Consider the following 21,361-nt stretch of genomic DNA (forward strand, 5'->3'; position numbering starts at 1 on the left):
ACGGTACTTGGCAGTCCCCGGAGGTCAGGACAACGGGGACGGCGGCGCGGTGGCGCCCGGCTCGGCCGCGCCGGTCGGCACGTCGGGCAGCTCGGGCAGCTCGGGCATCGTCGGAGCGCTGCGCGGCGATTCGGAGGGCATGTTGCCGCGGCCGATCGCGCCGCCCTTTGGCACCGCCATTTCCATGCGGATGCGCCCCGGCGTCCTGCCGCCGCCACTGCCACCCCGAAGGTTTCCGCCCACCGTCACTGCCGAAGGCTTCAGGTACGCATACAACTGCAGCACGGTCTGTACATAGTTCTGCGTTTCCTTGTAGTTCGGGATCTTGTTGCCCGCACGCTGCACAGCCCCCTCGCCTGCGTTGTAGGCAGCCAGCGCGAGCTCGATCTGTCCCGGGAACATCGCGATCAGGTCACGCAGGTAGCGCGAACCGGCGGCGATGTTGATGCGCGGGTCGAACAGCTTCTTCTCGATGGTCGCGCGCTTGTCGGCCGACACGCCATAGCGCTGAGCCGTCGCGGGCATCAACTGCATGAGACCCATGGCGCCCTTGGGCGAGACGGCCTGCGCGTCGAAGCCCGACTCGGTCGCGACCAGGGCCTGGAGCAGTTCGTAGTCGATGTCGTGCTTGTTCGATGCGTCGCGCAGGGCGGACTTGGCGGTCTTGTAGCCGGGCGAGGCCTCGAACATGGCCAGCAGCGACTGCGACGCGGCCGGCACCTTGCCGTCGAGCTTGCGGGCGCCGCGGCCCAGCGGAGAAAGGCCCTGCGCCGTGTCGAAGCTCTGGCCGCCACGGAAGAAGACCTGGTAGCGCTCGTCGACCTTCTCGGCGGCGAAATGCGCCACGCCCTTGCTGTCGACGTAGCCGTAGATGTCAGCGGCGTGCGCCGCCTCCTGCTGTGTACACAGCAGGAAGGCCGAAAGCAACAACGAACGCTTGAAAGCTGACATGCGTGGTGGAGGAATCAGACGTCGATGTCGACATCGTCGGCCCGCAACTCCATGAGTTCGCGCCGCGCTGCCGCTTCGCCCTTGCCCATGAGCTTGGTGATCTCGCCCTGGGTGGCCGTAAAGTCGAACCGCCCCAATTGGACCTGCATCAGGCGCCGGGTGTCTGGATTGAGCGTGGTTTCCCACAATTGTTCCGCGCTCATTTCGCCCAGCCCCTTGAAGCGGCTGATGCTCCAGGCACCTTCGCGGACGCCGTCCTTGCGCAGTTTGTCGAGCGTGGCGGTGAGTTCACCTTCGTCCAGCGCATAGACCTTGGAGGCCGGTTTCTTGCCGCGCGCGGGGGCGTCGACCCGGAACAATGGCGGCTTTGCAACATACACGTGGCCGGCTTCGATCAATTTCGGAAAGTGCCGGAAAAACAAGGTGAGCAGCAGCACCTGGATGTGCGAGCCGTCCACGTCGGCATCGCTCAGGATGCAGACCTTGCCGTAGCGCAGGCCGCTCATGTCGGGCGTGTCGTTGGGGCCGTGCGGGTCGACGCCCACGGCCACCGAGATGTCGTGGATCTCGGTGTTGGCGAAGAGCCGGTCACGCTCGACTTCCCAGGTGTTGAGCACCTTGCCGCGCAGGGGCAGGATCGCCTGGCTTTCCTTGTCGCGGCCCATCTTGGCGCTGCCGCCGGCGGAGTCGCCCTCGACCAGGAAGACTTCGTTGTGGCTGATGTCCTTGCTCTCGCAGTCGGTCAGCTTGCCGGGAAGCACGGCCACGCCGGAGCCCTTGCGCTTCTCGACCTTCTGGCCGGCGCGCTGGCGCGTCTGCGCGGCCTTGATGGCCAGCTCGGCGAGCTTGCGGCCATAGTCGACGTGCTGGTTGAGCCACAGTTCGAGCGCGGGGCGCACGAAGCTCGACACCAGGCGCACCGCGTCGCGCGAGTTCAGGCGTTCCTTGATCTGGCCCTGGAATTGCGGGTCGAGCACCTTGGCGCTGAGCACGTACGAGGCGCGCGCGAACACGTCCTCGGGCAGCAACTTCACGCCCTTGGGCAGCAGCGAGTGCAACTCGATGAAGCCCTTCACGGCGGTGAACAGGCCGTCGCGCAGGCCGCTTTCGTGCGTGCCGCCGGCGCTGGTGGGAATCAGGTTGACGTAGCTCTCGCGCACCGGCTGGCCGTCTTCCGTGAAGGCCACGCACCAGTCGGCGCCCTCGCCTTCGGCGAAGTTGTCGGCGTTCTTGTCAGCGTGGCCGCTGCCTTCGAACAGCGGAATGACGGGGTCGCCGTTGAGCGTCTGCATGAGGTAGTCGCTCAGGCCGCCCTTGTAGAGCCACTGCTGGGTTTCCTTGGTCTTCTCATTGACGAGCGTGACGCTCACGCCAGGCATCAGCACGGCCTTGCTGCGCAGCAGGTGCGTGAGCTCGCCCATGGGAAGCACGGCGGTCTCGAAATACTTGGCGTCGGGCCAGGCGCGCACGGTGGTGCCCTGGCGGCGCTCGCCGGCCTCGAGCTTGCGGATTTCGAGCGCCTCGATCACGTCGCCGGCACTGAAGGCCAGCTTGGCGACGGAGCCTTCGCGGTGCGAGGTGACTTCGAGCCGCTTGGACAACGCATTGGTCACCGAAACGCCCACGCCGTGCAGGCCGCCCGAGAAGCTGTAGGCACCGCCCGAGCCCTTGTCGAACTTGCCGCCCGCGTGCAGGCGGGTGTACACGAGCTCGATCACGGGGGCCTTTTCTTCGGGGTGCAGGCCGAACGGAATGCCCCGGCCGTCGTCTTCGATGCTGGCCGAGCCGTCGGCATGCAACGTGACCTTGATCTTCTTGCCATAGCCTGCCAGCGCCTCGTCGGCGGCGTTGTCGAGCACTTCCTGGATGATGTGCAGCGGGTTGTCGGTCCGGGTGTACATGCCCGGGCGCTGCTTCACGGGCTCGAGGCCCTTGAGCACGCGGATGGAGCCTTCCGAGTAGCCGGACGATGCGGACGCTGAACTGGGGGGAGTCTTGAGGGGAGTCGCCATGGGGGCGGATTGTAGTCAGTCGCCACCAAATGACTGGATACCCATACAGGAACCTTCGACCGGAAGCCGAAGGTTTGCACGATGACCGGACTTACTTGTTGATGATGGCCTGGCCGGTATAGGCCAGCGAGGCGAGTTCGGGCCTGGCCTTTTCGGCCGGCTCGAGGTCGAGAACGATGCTGCCGATCACCAGGCCGAACGATGGCGACATGCGCACGTATTTGGTTTCGCCGGCTTCCAGGGGTATGCCGAGCGTCTTCCCGGCGTCGGTCGTGGTCGCGGCCAGGTAGGTGCCGGCCGGACGGTCCACGTAGAAGAAACCACCAGACTTCGATGCGCCCACCACCACCTTGTTGAGGCGGATGAGGGGCTGCAGTGCCGAGCCGTAGGGTGTCGCCGCGCGGAAGAAATAGATACGGCCCTCGCCTGATTTCACGGCGGGAATGGTGCCGGCCATGTCCTGGTGCTTGACGCCAGTGCTGGCGCAGCCTGCGGCGAGGATCGTCAGCGCTGCGAGCGCGGCGAACTTCAAGGCGGTTCTTCTCATTGTCTGGATTCCTTGTGGGGAAGTGCGCTGGAACACAAATGTAACAAATCACACACAAGGGTTTGCGGGGCCCTCACCGGTTTTGATGCACCGGTCGCATCAAAGCCACCTCGATAAATCATCAATGCCGTCGGCCGACCTGCCGCCTGCCGAAGCCCTCAAGTCGCTACATTCGACGCGATGCAAGCCCCAGCCCCCGTCCTCTCCATCAAGCAAGTCCTGTTCTGCGGGGCCATGATCGTCACGTTGTCGATGGGCATCCGCCACGGCTTCGGGCTCTGGCTGCAGCCGATCACGCAGGCGCAGGACTGGAGCCGGCAGACCTTCTCGTTCGCGCTGGCGGTCCAGAATCTTTCATGGGGCATCTTCGGGGTGTTCGCGGGCATGCTGGCCGACCGCTTCGGCGCGTTCCGGGTGCTGATCGGCGGCTCGGTGTTCTATGCGCTGGGTCTGCTCGGCATGGCGCATTCGCCGACGCCGCTGCTCTTCACGCTGAGCGCGGGCGTGCTGATCGGCGCGGCGCAGGCGGGCTCGACCTATGCAGTGATCTACGGCGTGATCGGTCGGCAGATTCCGGCCGAACGGCGATCGTGGGCGATGGGCGTTGCGGCGGCGGCCGGCTCCTTCGGGCAGTTCCTGATGGCGCCCATCGAGGGGCGATTGATCGGCCACCTGGGCTGGCAGACGGCGCTTGCCGTGGTGGCGGTGCTGGTGCTCGTGATCATCCCGATGGCCTTCGGCCTGCGCGAACCGAAGACGTCCGCGCTGGCCGGGCACCGCGAACAATCGGTGCTGCAGGCGGTGGGCGAGGCTTTCCGCTATCCGAGCTTCGGGCTGCTGATGGCGGGGTACTTCGTCTGCGGCTTCCAGCTTGCGTTCATCGGCATCCACATACCGACCTACCTGCGCGACCGGAGCCTGCCGGCCGAAGTGGCGGGCTATGCGCTGGCGCTGATCGGGCTGTTCAACGTGTTCGGCACCTACACGGTGGGGCTGCTGGGGCAGAAGCTGGCCAAGCGCAAGATCCTGGCGGCGATCTATTTCGCGCGGGCCGTGTCGATCGCGCTGTTCCTGCTGGTACCGATCTCACCGCTCAGCGTGTATGTGTTCTCGGCGGCGATGGGCTTCCTGTGGCTGTCGACTGTGCCCGCGACCAATGCGATCGTGGCGGGCATCTTCGGCGTGGCGCACCTGTCGATGCTCAGCGGCTTTGTGTTCCTGAGCCACCAGGTGGGCTCGTTCCTGGGCGTGTGGCTCGGCGGCTACCTGTACGACACCACGGGCAGCTACGACATCGTCTGGTACATCGCGGTCGCGCTGGGCGTGTTCGCGGCGCTGATCAACCTGCCAGTGAAGGAAAGCGCCATCTCGCGCTCGTCGCCACAGCCGCTGGGGGCCGCGGGCTGATTGCGTATAAACACGGCCATGACTTCGCAAATGCGCCACCACATCGTCCACGCGGGCTGGCTGGCCGCCGCGCTGGCAGTGCTGGGCGGCGTGTTCGCTCTCTACGTCCACCCGGACTTCCTCGTGACGTTGGTCGACCAGATCTGGTCCTGCTTCTGAGGCCCGCCCCGCCATGAAAGATGCTGTACAGATGCACGGCCCGTCCGCGCCTTCCGAATGGATCGTTCGCTGGACGCACCTGCTCGCGCCCGGCGCCACGGTGCTCGACGTGGCCTGCGGCGCCGGGCGGCACATGCAGTGGTTCGCGGGCCGCGGGCATCCGGCCACCGGTGTCGACCGCTCGCCTGAAGCCATAGCGGCGGCCGGCGCCTTCGGCCGCACCGTCTCGGCGGACATCGAGTCGGGCCCCTGGCCCTTCGCCGGCCAGGCCTTTGGCGCCGTGATCGTCACCAACTACCTCTGGCGCCCGCGCATGGCCGACATCGTGGCCGCGGTGGCAGCGGGCGGCGTGCTGCTCTACGAAACCTTCGCGGCGGGCAACGAGACCGTCGGCAAGCCCTCGCGCCCCGACTTCCTGCTGCAGCCCGGCGAACTGCTGGCGGCCTGCACCGGCCTGCGCGTAGTGGCCTACGAGGACGGCTTCATGCCCGAACCTGCGCGCTTCGTGCAGCGCATTGCCGCCATCCGCCCCGCCGGCAGCAACGACGGCCAGCCGCCCCGGCACCTCCTTGCGGGAAACTGAGGGGGTTGGGGCGGCTGTCTTGCGGCACGCCGGAGTAAGTAGAATCGGCACTTTCGTCCACCGACAAAGAGATTCCCCTTGGAGCAACTGACAGGCAGCATCGTCGCGCTCGTCACGCCGATGCACGACGACGGCAGTGTCGACTACCCCGCCCTGCGGCGGCTCATCGACTGGCACATCGAAGAAGGCACCGACTGCCTCGGCGTGGTCGGCACCACCGGCGAATCGCCGACGGTCGATGTCGAAGAGCACTGCGAAATCATCCGTGTTTCGGTCGAGCAGGCCCGGGGCCGCGTGCCCGTGATGGCCGGCTGCGGCGCGAACTCGACCAAGGAAGCCATCGAGCTCGCCAGGTTCGCCAAGGGCGTGGGCGCCGATTCGCAGCTCCAGGTCGTGCCGTACTACAACAAGCCCACGCAAGAGGGCCAGTACCAGCATTTCAAGGCCATCGCCGAAGCCGTGGGCGACCTGCCCGTCGTGCTCTACAACGTGCCCGGCCGCACCGTTGCCGATATGGCGCACGACACCGTGCTGCGACTGGCGCAGGTGCCCGGCATCATCGGCATCAAGGAAGCCACCGGCAACATCGAGCGCGCCCAGTGGCTCATTCGCGACCTGCCTAAGAACTTTGCCGTCTATTCCGGCGACGACCCGACCGCGGTCGCGCTCATGCTCTGCGGCGGCCAGGGCAACATCAGCGTCACGGCCAACGTCGCGCCGCGCAAGATGCACGAACTGTGCGTGGCGGCACTGGCGGGCGACGTCAAACGCGCCATGCAGATCCAGTTCGAGCTGATGCCGTTGCACCGCAACCTGTTCGTCGAGCCCAACCCGATCCCGCTGAAGTGGGCCATGGCGCGGCTCGGCCTGTGCGGCGGCACGCTGCGCCTGCCGCTCACCGAACTCGGCGAAGCGAGCCGCCCCGCGGTCGAAGGCGCCCTGCGCGCCACCGGCCTGCTGAAGGGCTGAGCATCCTTTCCCCTGGCTGCAGCAAGGTTAAGCAACCTTTTGCCCGAACCGTGCTCTGAGATGGCGGGCACTGCGGCCCCTAGATTGACCGAACCATTCCAACAAGGAAGACGACGTTGAAGAACCTTTCGCGACTTGCACTGCTGGCCCTCGTTGCCAGCCTCGCCGCCTGCTCCGTCCTCGAGAGCGACAAGATCGACTACAAGAGTGCAGGCAAGGCCCCGACGCTCGAAGTCCCACCCGATCTCTCCCAACTCTCGCGCGACAACCGCTACGCCATCCCCGGCGGCGCCGTGACCGCCAATGCCTACCAGGCCGGCATCGCCAACGCCCCGGGCGTGCCCACCGCCGTGAGCAACCTCGGCGACGTGCGCATGGAGCGCTCGGGCACGCAGCGATGGATCGTCGTCAACCGTACGCCCGACCAGCTCTGGGACCCGGTGAAGGACTTCTGGCAGGAAAGCGGCTTCCTGCTGACCACCGACCAGCGCAACCTGGGCATCATGGAAACCGACTGGGCCGAGAACCGCGCCAAGCTGCCGCAGGACATCATCCGCGGCACGCTGGGCAAGCTGGTCGACTCGGTCTACTCGACCGGCGAACTCGACCGCTTCCGCACCCGCCTGGAACGCACGCCCAACGGCACCGAGATCTTCATCAGCCACCGCGGCATGCAGGAGGTCTACAACAACTCGCGCCAGGACCAGACCGTGTGGCAGCCTCGCCCCAGCGATCCTGAGCTCGAGACCGAATTCCTGCGCCGCCTGATGGTCAAGCTCGGCGTCTCGCAGGAGCAGTCGAAGATCCTGGCCGCCACCACCGCGACGACCAAGACCGCCACCGTCGCCAAGGTCGGCAACCAGCCGGTCGTGCAGATCAGCGAAGGCTTCGAGCGCGCATGGCGCCGCGTCGGGCTCGCGCTCGACCGCACCGGCTTCACCGTGGAAGACCGCGACCGCAGCGCCGGCCTGTACTACGTGCGCTACGTGACCCCCAACCCCGACAAGAAGGAGCCCGGCTTCTTCGGCAAGCTGTTCAGCAGCTCGCCCAAGGACGAAGCACCGATCAAGTTCCGCATCTCGGTCAAGGGACAGGGCGAAGCCACGACGGTGTCCGTGCTCGACGCAGCCGGCGCACCTGAAACCTCGGCCAACGCCGAGCGCATCGTCAAGGTCATCGCAGACGACCTGAAGTAACCCGCATGCTCCGCTTCCGAAGCCTCGGCAGCGGCAGCACGGGCAACGCCGCGCTGGTCGAAGCGACCAGCGCCGGCCGCACCTCCCGCTTCCTGATCGACTGCGGCTTCGGCCTCAAGCAGCTCGATCTGCGGCTGGCCCAGGCAGGCCTCGCCGCCAGCGACATCGATGCGGTTTTCGTCACGCACGAGCACGGCGACCACATCGGCTGCGCCCATTCGCTGTCGCGGCGCAACCGCATCCCCGTCTGGATGAGCGAAGGCACGTGGCTCGCCACCGGCGGGCGCGATTTCGAGGGCCTGCTGAACCTGGCGCGCGACGACGCCGAGTTCGAGGTCGGCGACATCTGCGTGCAGCCCTTCACCGTGCCCCACGATGCGCGCGAGCCGCTGCAGCTTCGCTGCACCGACGGCAACCGCACGCTGGGCATATTGACGGATCTGGGCCACGCCACGGCCCACGTGCTGGCCCGCCTGAGCGGCGTGCATGCGCTGCTGCTGGAGTTCAACCACGACAGCGATCTGCTGGCCAATTCGGCCTATCCGCCATTTCTCAAGCATCGTGTCGGCGGCAACTACGGCCACCTGTCGAACACGGCCGCCGCAGAGATCGCACGCGCGGTGCTGCACGACGGCTTGCGCCACGTGGTGGCTGCGCACCTGAGCGAGCAGAACAACCGACCCGAGATCGTGCGCCGCCTGATGGCCGAGGCCCTCGGCGGCGACGAGGCCGAGATGCTCACCGCCACGGCATCGCAGGGCTCGCCCTGGCTCGACGTATGAGCCGCGCGATCCTCACGCTCTCCTAAGAAAAAAAGCCGCCTCGTGGCGGCTTTCATCATGGCGGGTGCCGAGGCCTGGCCTATTGCTTCGGCGCTTCGTTCTTCTTCGCTGCCTCGGTGGCTGCGTTCGCCGCGTCGAGCGCGGACGATGCGCCGGGCGCCGGCGTTGCCGCCCCCGATGCGGCCGGATCGGTGGCAGGTGCAGGCGCAGGCGCGGGTTCGGTCACGGGCGCAGGAGGCGGCGTCACGACAGCCGGCGCAGCATCCTCCTTCTTTCCGCAGGCGACGAGCGCGGCAGCGGCAATCAGCGAGGCAACCAGGACGGACGATGACTTCTTCATGGAATCTCCTTTGGCAATGAAGGTCTGGAACGAAAAAAATTCTAGACCTGCCCACCTGTCCGAATATGTCTCGCGGCCGCATTCGCGGCATTGGCTTACAAGCCCAATGTCGATGCCGGAAACGCCGGCCGCGCGATGCGCCAGCATTCGTCGATCGAATCGCGCAAGGCGCGGCGGGCGGGCGCATCGGTGCCGCTCACGCCGCGGCTGCGCTCGGGGTCGATGCGATGCACGAACCAGGTGGGCGTCCAGATGGCGCTGGGCACTTCGGAGTCCGCGGCCTTGCCGGTCGCGCGGCATTCGATGATGTGGTCCCACATGCGGCGCCACGGCACGAAGCGCGCGTGGCCGCGTTCGAGTACATCGAAGCGCTGGGCGAGCAGCACGAAGCGGCGGCCGCTTGCCGACCAGGCCTGCAACGCCTCGATGCTCGCGCGCTCACCCAATGGCCAGTCGGCAAAGTCGGGGTCGCTGAAGACGATCTCCTTCCAGCCCTCCCGCGCGGCGGCCGACAGTGCGGCACGCAGGATCGCATCGAAGGCTTCGCGGCCATCGAAGCGGCCGTCGCTCAGCGGCGCTCCGGTGTGATTATTCGGCATGAAGCCAACCTGCCTCGCACCATTCGCCAAGCAGCGCGAGAGCGCCTTCGCTGGCACGGGCCAGCTCGCGGGAATCCAGCGCGCGCCGGTCGGCAAGGCGGCGCATCAGCGTGGCGTCGGACCCTCCCGCGCGAAAGCTCTCGCCGTTGATGTAGATGTGCCGCGTGTCGTAGAGCATGCGCGTGCGGCGGTCGAGTGCCACGCGCTGCATTGCATCGGGTGCCTCGCCGCCTTCGCCGAACCAGACATTGGCCTTGGGCTCGGTGAGCGACTCGCCAAGTGCGCGATCGACGGCATCGGCATCGCGCAGTGCGGCCTCGATGGCCTTGCGGGCGAAGCCCTGCAATGCGGCGGGCATCTGCGCGGGTGCATCGACCGCCGGCTGCATCGGGTCACGGTAGCGCGCCAGCTCGGCAGGCCCCGCATCTTCCAGGTCTTCGGCGTACGCCTGCGCCATGCGCGCCAGCAGGTCGGCGCCGAGTTCGCCCAATGCGGACGAACGCAGGCCGATGGAACAGGTCATGCAGTCGTCACCCACGGCCACGCCGTCGTGGGCATAGCGCGGCGGCAGGTACAGCATGTCGCCGGGTTCGAGCACGAAGGTCTGCTCGGGTTCGAAGTTCTCAAGGATCTTGAGCGGCACGCCCGGCTGCAGGCGCAGGTCGCTCTGCTTGCCGATGGACCAGCGGCGACGCCCCTGCGCCTGCAGCAGGAACACGTCGTAGCTGTCGAAATGCGCGCCGACCCCGCCGGTATCGCTGGCATAGCTGATCATCAGGTCGTCGAGGCGAGCGTCGGGCAGAAAGCGAAACTGCTGCAACAGTTCGTGTACGCCTTCGTGATGCAGGTCGACGCCCTGCACCAGCAGCGTCCAGGCTGGTTGCTTCAACGGCGGCAAGGCACGCCGGGCCAGCGGCCCATGCTTGAGCGACCAGCCGGCCTTGCCATGCCGGATGAGCCGCGATTCGACCTCCTCGCGTTCGGCCAGCGCGAACAACGCAGCACGTTCGATCGGTGGCACCATCGCGGGTATCGCCTGTCGGACGAGCAAGGGTTTTTTCTGCCAGTGCCGCCGCATGAACTGCGCGGCACTCAGGCCGCCGAGCAATGGCAGGGGTTGATTGATCTCCATGGGAGAATTCTGCAATGGAAATCTCTGAACAATGCGTGGTCGGCCTGACCTGGACCATGAAAGACACGCTCGGCGACGTGCTGGACGTGCTCGACGAGCCGGTGGAATTCATGGTCGGCGGCGACGACCTCTTCGACGTGATCGAAGCGGCCCTGCAAGGCCATGAGCCCGGCGCCCGGGTGCAGCTGCAGATCGAACCCGAACAGGGCTTCGGCGACTTCAACGACCAGTTGCTCTTCCTGGAGCCGCGCTCGCTTTTTCCCGAAGGCACGGAAGAAGGCATGACCTTCGACGGCTCCGCCCTTCCCAAGGGCGTGAACAGCGACATTCCGAAAGACGCGATCTACACCGTGGCCGAGATCTATCCGGAGCACCTGGTGCTGGACGGCAACCATCCGCTGGCAGGCATCGCGATCCGGCTCGACATCACGGTGCGCTCCGTGCGCGAGGCCACCGAAGAGGAAGTCGGCCGCGGCTCGGCGGGCACGGGCTTCTTCAAGGTCGCGCCGATGGCGCCGGGCAACCATACGCTGCATTGAGGCTCCGTCAGCCAAAAAAAAGCCGAGCATGCTCGGCTTTTTTGCGTACGGAAGATCGTCGACGGCTACATGCGCGAGATCTGGCCGTTGTCGATGCGCACACGGTCGCCGATGCGCAGGTCGCCCGGGCTTTGCACATCGAAGGCGCGGTAACCGCCGTTGTCGGTCTGCACCGACACGCGATAGGTTTCATAGGCACGTGGCCCGTTCTGCTGAGCCTCGATGGTGTTGCCCAGCAGGGCGCCGCCCACGATGCCCAGCGCGGTGGCCGCTGCACGTCCATTGCCGCGCCCGAACTGGTTGCCCACCACACCACCGATGACCCCGCCGGCGACAGCGCCGCCGCCGGTGGTGCCGGTGCCGGCTGTTTCGCTGCGCAGCACCTCGATGTTGGCCACGTGGCCGTACTCGACGTAGGAAGCTTCGCGGTACTGGATGGCCTGCGGGGGCGCCTGGTACGGATAGCGCGAGGTCTGGTAGACGGGCGCCGGTGCCACGCATGCCGTGAGCGTGGCCACGGCCAGCACGGAAGCGGTGACGGAAACAAAGCGCATTGAGATCTTCATGTTGGAGGCTCCTCGGATAGAACAGTGCACGAATGATGAATGCATGCACCCTGCGTGTGCCTGACTAACGCCGCAGCGTCCGCCGCGATGACGCCAGAACACACACTGAAACCTTCGAGGCCGCCCGGCCTTCGCCAGTTCCAGTCTTTACCGCCCCGAAACTCAGCTTCCCTTCAGCATTTGCTCAATGTTTGCCCGTGGAGCCGTAGCCGCCCTCGCCGCGTTGCGAAGGTGCAAAGTCTGTGACCACCCGAAATTGCGCCTGTACCACGGGGACGATCACCAATTGGGCGAGCCGCTCCATCGGCTGCAGCACGAAGGGTGTGTCGCTGCGGTTCCAGGCGCTGATCTTCAGTTCGCCCTGGTAGTCGCTGTCGATCAGGCCGACGAGGTTGCCGAGCACGATGCCGTGCTTGTGGCCCAGCCCCGAGCGCGGAAGGATCAGCGCCGCATAGGCCGGGTCGGCCAGGTGGATCGCGATGCCCGTGCCCACCAGCTGCCAGCCGTTGGGCTCCAGCGTGATCGGGGCATCGAGGCAGGCCCGCAGGTCGAGGCCGGCGCTTCCAGGGGTGGCATATGCGGGCAATTGATCCACCATGCGCGGATCGAGGATACGGACGTCGACTTTCACTTTTGCTTGCTGCCTTGCTTCTGTTGCTGTTCTCTTTGCTTGCGGGCCGCCTCTTCCAGCACCTGCTGCCATTTGGCGACGCCGGGGGTGAGCTTCACGCCCTTCAATTTCTTGCCGAACCAGATGGCCACGCCCGCCAGCAGGAGCAGCACGCCGAAAGGCACGCCGGCGGCCCACAGCACGAGGAACACCAGCGCGCCGACGGCGCCCAGCACCTTGAGGGTCAGGGGGTCGAAGGAGCCAGGCTCCTTCTTCGGCACTTCGCCATTCGGCAGTTCTGCGCTGCGCTGCATGGCCGCGCTCACCGGCCCCTGCTGGCCGGGTGACGGGCCCATGCCGACGTCGAGCCCGGGCTCGCCCTCTTTCGCCGCCCGCTTCGGCAGCGCGGCCTGCGCCGACAGCCGCTCGACATAACGGGCGAAGTCGCCGTTCGGCGGCGTGTTCCACTGGGGATGGGGATTCATCAGGCCCTCCAGTCGGGAAGTCGGGCGGCAATCTCGGCCATGAGTTCTCGCGCCAGCGTGAGCTTGGGCGCGCGCGGGAGCTCGCGCACGCCCTTGGCATCCACCAGCAGCAGCGCGTTGTCGTCCTGCCCGAAGGTCAGCGGGCCGATGTTGCCCACCAGCAGCGGAATGCCCTTGCGCTCGCGCTTGGCCTTGGCGTGCTCGGCGAGGTTCTCGCTCTCCGCCGCGAAGCCCACGCAGAAGAGCTTTCGGGCCTGTGCCCGCTCGCTCTTGGCAACGCTCAGGAGGATGTCGGCGTTCTCGACGAACTCGAGCACCGGCGTCTTGCCGCTGCCGTCCTTCTTGATCTTCTGATCGCTCTGCGTGGCCGGACGCCAGTCGGCCACGGCGGCAGTCGCTACAAAAATGCTAGCAGATTGCGCGGCATGGGTGGTCACTTCGAGCATGTCCTGCGCCGACAGCACGTCGACGCGCGTCACGCCGCGCGGGGTCGGCAGATGCACCGGGCCGGCCACCAGGGTGACCTCGGCCCCCGCCTCGCGGGCCGCGCGGGCGATGGCAAAGCCCATCTTGCCGGACGAATGGTTGGTGATGCCGCGGATCGGGTCGAGCGCCTCGAAGGTCGGGCCGGCCGTGACCAGCACTTTCTGCCCCGCCAGCAGCTTGGGCTGGAAGAAGGCCGTGATGTCCTCCAACAGCTGCGCAGGTTCGAGCATGCGCCCATCGCCCGTTTCGCCGCAGGCCTGCCAGCCGCTGCCCACGCCCAGCACGGTTGCGCCGTCGGCAGCCACCTGCATCAGGTTGCGCTGGGTGGCGGGGTGGGCCCACATCTCGCGGTTCATGGCCGGCGCGATCAGCAGCGCAACGCGGTCCATCGGGCGGGCCAGGCACATCAGGCTCAGCAGGTCGTCGGCGCGGCCCTGCACCAGGCGAGCGATAAAGTCGGCGCTGCAGGGCGCCAGCACGATCGCATCGGCCTCGCGACTGAGGTTGATGTGCGGCATGTTGTTGGGCTCGCGCGTGTCCCACTGCGAGGTGTAGACGGTGCGGCCCGAGAGCGCCTGCATGGTCACCGGGGTGATGAACTCCTCGGCCGCCTCGGTCATCACGACCTGGACAGTAGCCCCGGCCTTCACGAACAGCCGGCACAGCTCGGCCGACTTGTAGCAGGCGATGCCTCCGGTGAGGCCAAGGACGATGTGTTTGCCGGCGAGATCTTGCATGGGCCGTATTGTTGCTCATAGGCCATCGAACAAACGGCAACAAGCCCTTGGCGGGGGGTGTCGCAAAGGGCACATCTATAATCGCAATTTCCCACTGCCCGGATTCACGCATCCGGAACTGGCATGACCAAATTTGTCTTCGTCACCGGTGGTGTCGTATCTTCCCTTGGCAAGGGAATCGCCTCCGCCTCGCTCGCCGCGATCCTCGAATCGCGCGGCCTCCAAGTCACCCTCATCAAGCTCGATCCGTACATCAATGTCGACCCCGGCACGATGTCGCCCTTCCAGCATGGGGAAGTGTTCGTCACCGATGACGGCGCCGAGACCGACCTCGACCTCGGCCACTACGAGCGCTTCATCAACACGCGGATGCGCAAGGCCAACAACTTCACGACCGGCCAGATCTACAAGACCGTGCTCGAGAAGGAACGCCGCGGCGACTACCTCGGCAAGACGGTGCAGGTGATCCCGCACATCACCAACGAGATCCAGGAATACATCAAGCGCGGCGCCGGCATCGGCACGGCGCACGAGGTGGACGTGGCCATCGTCGAGATCGGCGGCACCGTGGGCGACATCGAGTCGCTGCCCTTCCTCGAAGCGGTGCGCCAGATGAGTCTGCGCAACGGTCCGAACAACTCGGCCTTCGTGCACCTGAGCTACGTGCCCTGGATCGCCGCCGCCGGCGAACTCAAGACCAAGCCGACGCAGCACACCGCCAAGGAACTGCGCGCCATCGGCATCCAGGCCGACGTGCTGCTGTGCCGCGCCGACCGCCCGATTCCCGACGACGAGCGCGCCAAGATCTCGCTGTTCTCGAACGTGCCCGAATGGGGCGTGATCTCCATGTGGGATGTGGACACCATCTACAAGGTGCCCCGCATGCTGCACGAACAGGGCCTGGACGGCCTGATCTGCGACAAGCTGCGCATCAACACGCCGCCCGCCAAGCTGCAGCGCTGGGACGACCTGGTCTACGAGGTCGAGCATCCGCAAAAGGAAGTGTCGATCGCCATGGTCGGCAAGTACGTCGACCTGTCGGACAGCTATAAGTCGCTCAACGAGGCCCTGCGCCACGCCGGCATGAAGAACCATGCGCGCGTGAAGATCGACTACATCGACTCCGAGACCATCTCGGCACAAGACGTGTCGCGCCTGGCCAAGTACGACGCCATCCTGGTGCCCGGCGGCTTCGGCCAGCGCGGCGTCGAGGGCAAGATCTCGGCGGCCCGCTTCGCCCGTGAAGGCAAGGTACCCTACCTCGGCATCTGCCTGGGAATGCAGGTTGCCACCATCGAGTACGCCCGCCACGTGGCCGGCCTCAAGAACGCCAACAGCACCGAGTTCGACCCCGAGACGCCCACCCCCGTGATCGCGCTGATCACCGAGTGGAAGGACCGCGACGGCACGGTGAAGACGCGCGACGAGAAGTCCGACCTCGGCGGCACCATGCGCCTGGGCGCGCAGAGCTCCGACGTCACGCCCGGCACGCTGGCCCACAGCATCTACGGCGACGTGGTCACCGAGCGCCACCGCCACCGCTACGAAGCCAACGTCAACTTCCTCGACGAACTGCGCAACGCCGGCCTGGTGATCTCCGCGCTCACGCAGCGCGAGCATCTGACCGAAATCGTCGAGCTGCCGCAGGACGTGCACCCGTGGTTCATGGGCGTGCAGTTCCACCCCGAGTTCAAGTCGACGCCATGGGGCGGCCACCCGCTGTTCAACGCCTTCATCAAGGCGGCGCTCGACCACAAGGAAAAGGGCGCGGGCAGCACCAACAAGACGTTGAAGGCCGTTGCATGAGCGCCGCGCCGGGCCGCCCCAAGCAAGCTCGCACCGCAGTGCGAAGCACGGAGGTATTTGAATGAGCAGCGGCTACGTCATCGCCCACGTCGAGGTCACGAACCCGACGCAGTACGAGGAATACAAGAAGTGGTCCAGCGCCGCGATGCAGGCGCATGGCGCCGAAGTGTGCGTGCGCGGCGGCCAGGTGCAGCCGCTCGAGGGCGACTGGAAGCCCACGCGCGTGGTGATCCTCAAGTTCCCCAGCTTCGAGAAGGCCAAGGCCTTCTACGAGACGCCCGAGTACCTCAAGGCACGCGAGGCGCGTGCCGGCGCCGCGATCATGAACATGATCGCCGTCGAGGGCCTCTGATCCCCATTTATTCATCCGCCAAAGAGACCAGAAAGAGAAAGACAGAAGATGAGTGCAATCGTTGACATCGTCGGCCGCGAAATTCTCGACAGCCGAGGCAACCCCACCGTCGAGTGCGACGTGCTGCTCGAATCGGGCACCATGGGCCGCGCGGCCGTGCCCTCGGGCGCATCGACCGGTTCGCGCGAGGCCATCGAGCTGCGCGACGGCGACAAGAGCCGCTACCTCGGCAAGGGCGTGCTCAAGGCCGTGGAGAACATCAACACCGAGATCTCGGAAGCCGTGCTGGGCCTCGACGCCAGCGAACAGGCCTTCCTCGATCGCACGATGATCGACCTCGACGGCACCGACAACAAGGCCCGACTGGGCGCCAACGCCACGCTCGCCGTGTCGATGGCCGTGGCACGCGCCGCGGCCGAGGAATCGGGCCTGCCGCTGTACCGCTACTTCGGCGGCATGGGCGGCATGCAGTTGCCGGTGCCGATGATGAACGTCATCAACGGCGGCGCGCACGCCAACAACAGCCTGGACCTGCAGGAGTTCATGATCATCCCCGTGGGCGCCAGGAGCTTCCGCGAGGCCGTGCGCTACGGCGCCGAAGTGTTCCATGCCCTGAAAAAGATCCTGGGCGATCGCGGCATCAGCACGGCGGTCGGCGACGAAGGCGGCTTCGCCCCCAGCGTCGAGAGCCATGAAGCAGCCATCCAGCTGATCCTGGAAGCCATCGACAAGGCCGGCTACACCGCCGGCGAACAGATCGCCCTGGGCCTCGATTGCGCGGCCAGCGAGTTCTACAAGGACGGCAAGTACGTGCTGTCGGGCGAGAACCTCTCGCTCACGGCCGAAAGCTGGACCGACATGCTCGCGAACTGGGTCGACAAGTACCCGATCATCAGCATCGAGGACGGCATGCACGAAGGCGACTGGGACGGCTGGAAGCACCTGACCGAACGCCTGGGCAAGCGCGTGCAGCTGGTGGGCGACGACCTGTTCGTCACCAACACCAAGATCCTGCAAGAGGGCATCGAGAAGGGCATCGCCAACTCGATCCTCATCAAGATCAACCAGATCGGCACGCTAACCGAAACCTTCGCCGCCATCGAGATGGCCAAGCGCGCGGGCTATACCGCCGTCATTTCGCACCGATCGGGCGAAACCGAGGACAGCACCATCGCCGACATCGCCGTGGGCACCAACGCCGGCCAGATCAAGACCGGTTCGCTCTCGCGTTCGGACCGCATCGCCAAGTACAACCAGCTGCTGCGCATCGAAGAAGATCTCGGCGACATCGCCGTGTACCCCGGCCGCGGCGCGTTTTACAACCTGAAGTAACGCCCGGACGCCACGCGGCATGCGCGCCCGCCTCGTTCCTCCGATCGTCCTGTTGCTCCTGCTGGCCATCCTGCAGTGGCAGCTCTGGAATGGGCGCGGCAGCGTGCGCGACGTGGCCCAGCTGCGCACCAAGCTGGCCGACCAGAAAGAAGCCAACGCCAAGGCCACGCTGACCAACGAGCGCCTGACCTCCGAGGTCAACGACCTCAAGAACGGCCTCGAGATGGTCGAGGAGCGCGCGCGCGCGGAGCTCGGCATGGTCAAGCCGAACGAAGTGTTCGTACAGATCGCTCACTAGGATGACCCTCAGTCTTCGCGCACTTCGTGTCGCTTCGCCAACCCCCTTCCAGGGGGCGACACCAGCGGCCCGGCAAAGCCGGTTCCGCGGTGTCCCACGCACAGACTGCGACGGTGCCCTCCGGGGGAGAACCTGATCCTCGAGCTTCTCTCGGCCCCTGCATTTCTGCTGTGGGGCTCTCCTGTCAGCTGGCTCGAACTCGTGGCCTCGCTCCTGGCGCTCGTCATGGTCGGCTGCAACATGCGCGAGATTCACTGGGGATGGCCGCTGGCCATCATCAGTTCGCTGCTCTACGTCGTGGTGTTCGCCAAGGCGCGCATCTACGGCGATGCCTCGCTCCAGGTCTTCTTCGCTTTCGTCGCCCTATGGGGCTGGTCGCAATGGCTGCGCGGCCACCGGGCCGACGGCAGCGCCTTGCATGTCGCCCGGCTCTCGCCGCGCGGCATCGCTTTCACTCTAGCCGCCTGCGCACTGGCATGGCCGGCCGTCGCCCTCTTCCTGCGCCGTTTCACCGACACCGACGTGCCCTGGTGGGACGGCTTCGCCACCGGCCTGAGCCTGGTCGGGCAGTTCCTGCTCGGGCGCAAGTTCATCGAGAACTGGCTGATCTGGCTGGCCGTGAACGTCGTGAGCGTGGGCCTGTTCATCCACAAAGGGTTGTGGCTCACCGTGGGCCTGTATGCGGTGTTCGCCGTGCTCAGCGTGGCCGGCTACGTCGCGTGGCGGCAGCGCATGCCGGCCGAGGCGGTACGCGCATGACGCCCACGTTGCCGACCGGCTGTGTCATCGCACTCGTGGGCGCCGAGAGCACCGGCAAGACCGAGCTGGCCCGCGCCATCGCGCAGCGCCTGAAGGACCGCGGCACGCCGACGATGCTGGTGAGCGAGTACCTGCGCGAATGGTGCGAACGCGAAGCCCGCACGCCGCGCCCCGACGAGCAAAGGGCCATCGCCGAAGAGCAGACCCGCCGCATCAAGGCCGCAGCCGCCTCCGGCGTAGTGGTGGCCGACACCACGGCGCTCATGACGGCGGTCTACAGCGAGCAGCTGTTCGCCGACACCACGCTCTACGACAGCGCGCTGGCCGCGCAGCGGCGCTATGCCATCACGCTGCTCACTGCGCTCGACCTGCCCTGGATGGCCGACGACATGCGCGACGGCCCGCATGCGCGCCAGCCCACCGACACACTGGTGCGCGCCGCGCTCGCGGGCGCGAAGCTCTCGTACGCCGTGGTGCATGGCACGGGCGGCGAGCGGCTCGCCAATGCCTGGAACGCCATCAATTCCATCGCCGGCAGCGAGGGCCGGCCCCGCACGCGCACCCAGTCCGACGCGAAGCCCGCCTCGTGGTCATGGCCTTGCGAGAAGTGTTCCGACCCGGAATGCGAACATAAGCTTTTCAGCGACCTGATCGTGCGCCGCGAGTAGCGCGCCCCATCCCATCACCGGAGACCCGATGCCTCTTCGTTCCGTCGCGCGTGTCGCCCTGATCTGCAGCGCCTTCGCCGCGCAGCTGCCGGCCACCGCAGCCCCTGTCGCCGCCACCGTCGAGAACGGCACCACGACCACCGCCTGCGCAGAGGAAGACAACGTGTCGCTGACCTTGCGCGGCGACGGGATCCGCCGCCTGCGCATCGAGGCACTGCAGCCCGACTACCTCGACAAGGTCGGCAACGACGTCACCAAGCCCGACTTCTCGGGCTGCAACTTCGACGGCGGGGCCCACCCGACCGACCCGGCGCACCACTTCCGCAAACGCACCGTCGTGCTGATGGACAACGCGCAGTGGCGCATCGTCGGCATGACACTGCCCACCTTCTGGCGGCCGCAGCGCGTGCCCGTGCAGATCGGCAAGCGCAAGGACGGCGGCTTTCACTTGCTGCAGGTGTTCAAGAAGGAGAACGGCAAGGCGCTCGAAACGATCGTTCTCTACCCGTCCGATGGCTACTGGCGCATCAAGCCGCTGCCCGAGGCTCGCTTCGGCGACGGGGCGTATGGCTCGTCGTTCCTGCTCGGCCCGGTCGAGGCGGCGGCGCGGCCGGTGGTGAACATCGCGTCGATCCGCATCGTGCCCCGGCCGCTGGCCATCCAGGTGCGCTTCACCGACGGCGGCAGCGCCGTGGTGCGCGTGGACGAAATCAGCCGCGCACGCACCGCGCTCGACGTGACGCTCTCGAAGCCCACCGCGAGCGCTCAGCCCTTCGCGGTGCTGCGCTCGATGTACGTCGCGCCCGACAACGCCGACGTGAGCGAGGTGCGCTGGCAGTCAGCGCCGCAGGCCGCCGCGCAGGTGCTGCCGTTGCCCGATGTGAAGAGCCTTCGGGTCACGCAGGTGCGCTTCGGCCGCAGCCTGCCGTCGAAGCACAACACGAGCGCGCCGGACATCGCGTTCGGCGGATTCGACGACTCGGCGCGATAAAAAAGGAGGCGCAAGGCGCGCCCGAGTCTTACTGGACGACCGGGCTGCCCGGGATCTGGTCGCCGAGCGGCGTGAACAGCTGTGCCGCATCGACCGCGTCGAAGCGGTACTGCTTGCCGCAGAAGTCGCAGCCCACCTCGATGTCGCCGCGCTCCGCGAGGATGCTTTCGGCCTCCTCCGCGCCCAGCCCGCGAATCATCTGCGCCACGCGCTCGCGCCCGCAGGTGCACGCGAAATGCGGGCCTTGCAGGCCGGCCTGCGGCTCGAAGCGCAGCAGCTTTTCTTCCCAGAACAGGCGGCGCAGGATGGTCTCGACGTCGAGCGTGAGCAGTTCGTCGCGCGTCAGGCTCGAGGCGAGGATCGAGATTCGGTTGTAGTCCTCGTTGCGGCCGATCTGATCTTCGTTGGCCTGGTCGTGGTCTTTGTCCGAGGTGCCGGAAGTGCCTTCGAGGTTGCCCTCACCCTTCACCGGCAGGCGCTGGATCAGCAGGCCGGCCGCGACCTTGTCGTCGGCCGCGAGCACCAGCGTGGTGTCGAGCTGCTCGCTCTGCAGCATGTAGTGCTGCAGCACGTCGCTGAGCTTGCCCAGCTTCTCGCCGCCGTCGCCGAAAAGCGGCACCACGCCCTGGTACGGCGTGGCGCCCGGCAGCTTGTCCTTGGGGTCGAGCGTGATGGCGCAGCGGCCCTTGTTGTTCACGTTGACCATGTCGGGCAGGTGCGCATCGGCCGGGAGCTCGCCGATCACCTTGGCGGTGGCGCGCAGGCTCAGGTCGGGCTTGGCCTCGGCCACTGCGACCTTCACGGGACCGTCGCCGAAGATCTGCAGGATCAGCGCGCCGTTGAACTTGATGTTGGACTGCATCAGCGTGGCCGCGGCCGTCATTTCGCCCAGCAGCTCGGCCACGGGCGGCGGATAGGCCCCGGTGGCGGTGTTGGAGGCGCGCCGCGCCAGGATCTCCTGCCACGCATCTGTCAGGCGCACGATCATGCCGCGCACCGGCAGGCCATCGAACAGGAATTTGTGCAGCTCGCTCAAAACGGATCTTCTTTCTGCT

The 21,361-nt window shown here is 66.6% G+C and carries 25 protein-coding genes; 14 read left to right on the forward strand and 11 right to left on the reverse strand.

Features of this window, described 5'->3' with window-relative positions; genetic code table 11:
• Window positions 1-24: 24 nt before the first annotated feature.
• The 3 genes from ACCC97_RS12130 to ACCC97_RS12140 form a co-directional block, all read right to left on the reverse strand.
• The gene (locus tag ACCC97_RS12130; RefSeq protein WP_007835654.1) at window positions 25-951 is read right to left on the reverse strand and encodes a lytic transglycosylase domain-containing protein; all 927 of its coding nucleotides are present in this window, start codon (window positions 949-951) and stop codon (window positions 25-27) included.
• Between the two features lie 14 nt (window positions 952-965).
• The gene (locus ACCC97_RS12135) at window positions 966-2,963 is read right to left on the reverse strand and encodes a DNA topoisomerase IV subunit B (RefSeq protein ID WP_007835656.1); all 1,998 of its coding nucleotides are present in this window, start codon (window positions 2,961-2,963) and stop codon (window positions 966-968) included.
• Window positions 2,964-3,054: 91 nt separating this feature from the next.
• Window positions 3,055-3,510, reverse strand: coding sequence for a DUF2846 domain-containing protein (locus ACCC97_RS12140; protein WP_007835658.1), 456 nt, complete (start codon window positions 3,508-3,510; stop codon window positions 3,055-3,057).
• Window positions 3,511-3,690: 180 nt separating this feature from the next.
• On the opposite strand from ACCC97_RS12140, the gene ACCC97_RS12145 reads away from it, so the two are divergent.
• From ACCC97_RS12145 to ACCC97_RS12170, 6 genes are all read left to right on the forward strand, one after another.
• Complete coding sequence (locus ACCC97_RS12145) at window positions 3,691-4,917, forward strand: MFS transporter (RefSeq protein ID WP_413333007.1); 1,227 nt, start codon at window positions 3,691-3,693, stop codon at window positions 4,915-4,917.
• Between the two features lie 18 nt (window positions 4,918-4,935).
• On the forward strand, window positions 4,936-5,076 hold the full coding sequence (locus ACCC97_RS12150; protein ID WP_200936025.1) for a hypothetical protein: 141 nt from the start codon (window positions 4,936-4,938) through the stop codon (window positions 5,074-5,076).
• 31 nt (window positions 5,077-5,107) lie between these two features.
• Window positions 5,108-5,659 carry a class I SAM-dependent methyltransferase gene (locus ACCC97_RS12155; RefSeq protein WP_413333026.1) on the forward strand — a complete coding sequence of 184 codons (552 nt, stop codon included), beginning with the start codon at window positions 5,108-5,110 and terminating at the stop codon, window positions 5,657-5,659.
• A gap of 78 nt (window positions 5,660-5,737) precedes the next feature.
• On the forward strand, window positions 5,738-6,628 hold the full coding sequence (gene dapA / locus ACCC97_RS12160; RefSeq protein ID WP_007835662.1) for a 4-hydroxy-tetrahydrodipicolinate synthase: 891 nt from the start codon (window positions 5,738-5,740) through the stop codon (window positions 6,626-6,628).
• A gap of 116 nt (window positions 6,629-6,744) precedes the next feature.
• Complete coding sequence (bamC, locus tag ACCC97_RS12165; protein ID WP_007835664.1) at window positions 6,745-7,824, forward strand: outer membrane protein assembly factor BamC; 1,080 nt, start codon at window positions 6,745-6,747, stop codon at window positions 7,822-7,824.
• Between the two features lie 5 nt (window positions 7,825-7,829).
• Complete coding sequence (locus ACCC97_RS12170; RefSeq protein ID WP_413333009.1) at window positions 7,830-8,606, forward strand: MBL fold metallo-hydrolase; 777 nt, start codon at window positions 7,830-7,832, stop codon at window positions 8,604-8,606.
• 79 nt (window positions 8,607-8,685) lie between these two features.
• Here ACCC97_RS12170 and ACCC97_RS12175 read toward each other — a convergent pair whose 3' ends face one another.
• The 3 genes from ACCC97_RS12175 to ACCC97_RS12185 form a co-directional block, all read right to left on the reverse strand.
• The gene (locus ACCC97_RS12175) at window positions 8,686-8,946 is read right to left on the reverse strand and encodes a hypothetical protein (protein WP_007835667.1); all 261 of its coding nucleotides are present in this window, start codon (window positions 8,944-8,946) and stop codon (window positions 8,686-8,688) included.
• A 95-nt stretch (window positions 8,947-9,041) separates the two neighbouring features.
• A complete protein-coding gene (locus ACCC97_RS12180; protein ID WP_413333011.1) occupies window positions 9,042-9,545 on the reverse strand; it encodes a hypothetical protein in 504 nt (167 codons plus the stop codon).
• Complete coding sequence (locus tag ACCC97_RS12185) at window positions 9,535-10,677, reverse strand: JmjC domain-containing protein (protein ID WP_413333013.1); 1,143 nt, start codon at window positions 10,675-10,677, stop codon at window positions 9,535-9,537. The genes ACCC97_RS12180 and ACCC97_RS12185 overlap by 11 nt, the downstream gene beginning before the upstream one ends.
• Before the next feature lie 14 nt (window positions 10,678-10,691).
• On the opposite strand from ACCC97_RS12185, the gene ACCC97_RS12190 reads away from it, so the two are divergent.
• A complete protein-coding gene (locus ACCC97_RS12190; RefSeq protein ID WP_413315070.1) occupies window positions 10,692-11,216 on the forward strand; it encodes an FKBP-type peptidyl-prolyl cis-trans isomerase in 525 nt (174 codons plus the stop codon).
• A gap of 65 nt (window positions 11,217-11,281) precedes the next feature.
• Here ACCC97_RS12190 and ACCC97_RS12195 read toward each other — a convergent pair whose 3' ends face one another.
• The 4 genes from ACCC97_RS12195 to coaBC all read right to left on the reverse strand — a co-directional run bounded on the left by ACCC97_RS12195 (window position 11,282) and on the right by coaBC (window position 14,100).
• Window positions 11,282-11,782, reverse strand: coding sequence for a glycine zipper 2TM domain-containing protein (locus ACCC97_RS12195; RefSeq protein WP_007835672.1), 501 nt, complete (start codon window positions 11,780-11,782; stop codon window positions 11,282-11,284).
• Between the two features lie 184 nt (window positions 11,783-11,966).
• The gene (gene dut, locus ACCC97_RS12200; RefSeq protein ID WP_007835673.1) at window positions 11,967-12,413 is read right to left on the reverse strand and encodes a dUTP diphosphatase; all 447 of its coding nucleotides are present in this window, start codon (window positions 12,411-12,413) and stop codon (window positions 11,967-11,969) included.
• On the reverse strand, window positions 12,410-12,877 hold the full coding sequence (locus tag ACCC97_RS12205) for a hypothetical protein (RefSeq protein ID WP_007835674.1): 468 nt from the start codon (window positions 12,875-12,877) through the stop codon (window positions 12,410-12,412). Before ACCC97_RS12205 ends, dut begins: the two co-directional genes overlap by 4 nt.
• Window positions 12,877-14,100: a bifunctional phosphopantothenoylcysteine decarboxylase/phosphopantothenate--cysteine ligase CoaBC gene (coaBC, locus tag ACCC97_RS12210; protein WP_007835675.1), complete on the reverse strand. Its 1,224-nt coding sequence runs from the start codon at window positions 14,098-14,100 to the stop codon at window positions 12,877-12,879. The genes ACCC97_RS12205 and coaBC overlap by 1 nt, the downstream gene beginning before the upstream one ends.
• 123 nt (window positions 14,101-14,223) lie before the next feature.
• Here coaBC and ACCC97_RS12215 point away from each other — a divergent pair, with 123 nt between their 5' ends.
• The 7 genes from ACCC97_RS12215 to ACCC97_RS12245 all read left to right on the forward strand — a co-directional run bounded on the left by ACCC97_RS12215 (window position 14,224) and on the right by ACCC97_RS12245 (window position 20,306).
• The gene (locus ACCC97_RS12215) at window positions 14,224-15,906 is read left to right on the forward strand and encodes a CTP synthase (RefSeq protein ID WP_007835677.1); all 1,683 of its coding nucleotides are present in this window, start codon (window positions 14,224-14,226) and stop codon (window positions 15,904-15,906) included.
• Window positions 15,907-15,967: 61 nt separating this feature from the next.
• On the forward strand, window positions 15,968-16,258 hold the full coding sequence (locus ACCC97_RS12220; protein WP_007835679.1) for a DUF1330 domain-containing protein: 291 nt from the start codon (window positions 15,968-15,970) through the stop codon (window positions 16,256-16,258).
• 48 nt (window positions 16,259-16,306) lie between these two features.
• Entirely contained in the window at window positions 16,307-17,590 is a 1,284-nt protein-coding gene (gene eno / locus ACCC97_RS12225) for a phosphopyruvate hydratase (protein WP_007835681.1), read from the forward strand.
• A 19-nt stretch (window positions 17,591-17,609) separates the two neighbouring features.
• A complete protein-coding gene (gene ftsB, locus ACCC97_RS12230; protein ID WP_007835683.1) occupies window positions 17,610-17,888 on the forward strand; it encodes a cell division protein FtsB in 279 nt (92 codons plus the stop codon).
• A 165-nt stretch (window positions 17,889-18,053) separates the two neighbouring features.
• A complete protein-coding gene (gene pnuC / locus ACCC97_RS12235; RefSeq protein ID WP_413333028.1) occupies window positions 18,054-18,647 on the forward strand; it encodes a nicotinamide riboside transporter PnuC in 594 nt (197 codons plus the stop codon).
• Window positions 18,644-19,315 carry an AAA family ATPase gene (locus ACCC97_RS12240; RefSeq protein WP_413333016.1) on the forward strand — a complete coding sequence of 224 codons (672 nt, stop codon included), beginning with the start codon at window positions 18,644-18,646 and terminating at the stop codon, window positions 19,313-19,315. The genes pnuC and ACCC97_RS12240 overlap by 4 nt, the downstream gene beginning before the upstream one ends.
• Before the next feature lie 28 nt (window positions 19,316-19,343).
• Window positions 19,344-20,306, forward strand: coding sequence for a hypothetical protein (locus ACCC97_RS12245; RefSeq protein WP_007830881.1), 963 nt, complete (start codon window positions 19,344-19,346; stop codon window positions 20,304-20,306).
• Window positions 20,307-20,334: 28 nt separating this feature from the next.
• Here ACCC97_RS12245 and ACCC97_RS12250 read toward each other — a convergent pair whose 3' ends face one another.
• Window positions 20,335-21,342 carry an Hsp33 family molecular chaperone HslO gene (locus tag ACCC97_RS12250; protein WP_007830879.1) on the reverse strand — a complete coding sequence of 336 codons (1,008 nt, stop codon included), beginning with the start codon at window positions 21,340-21,342 and terminating at the stop codon, window positions 20,335-20,337.
• Window positions 21,343-21,361 lie beyond the last annotated feature (19 nt).

This window comes from Variovorax sp. Varisp85, from assembly GCF_047304045.1.
Lineage (GTDB): Bacteria > Pseudomonadota > Gammaproteobacteria > Burkholderiales > Burkholderiaceae_C > Variovorax.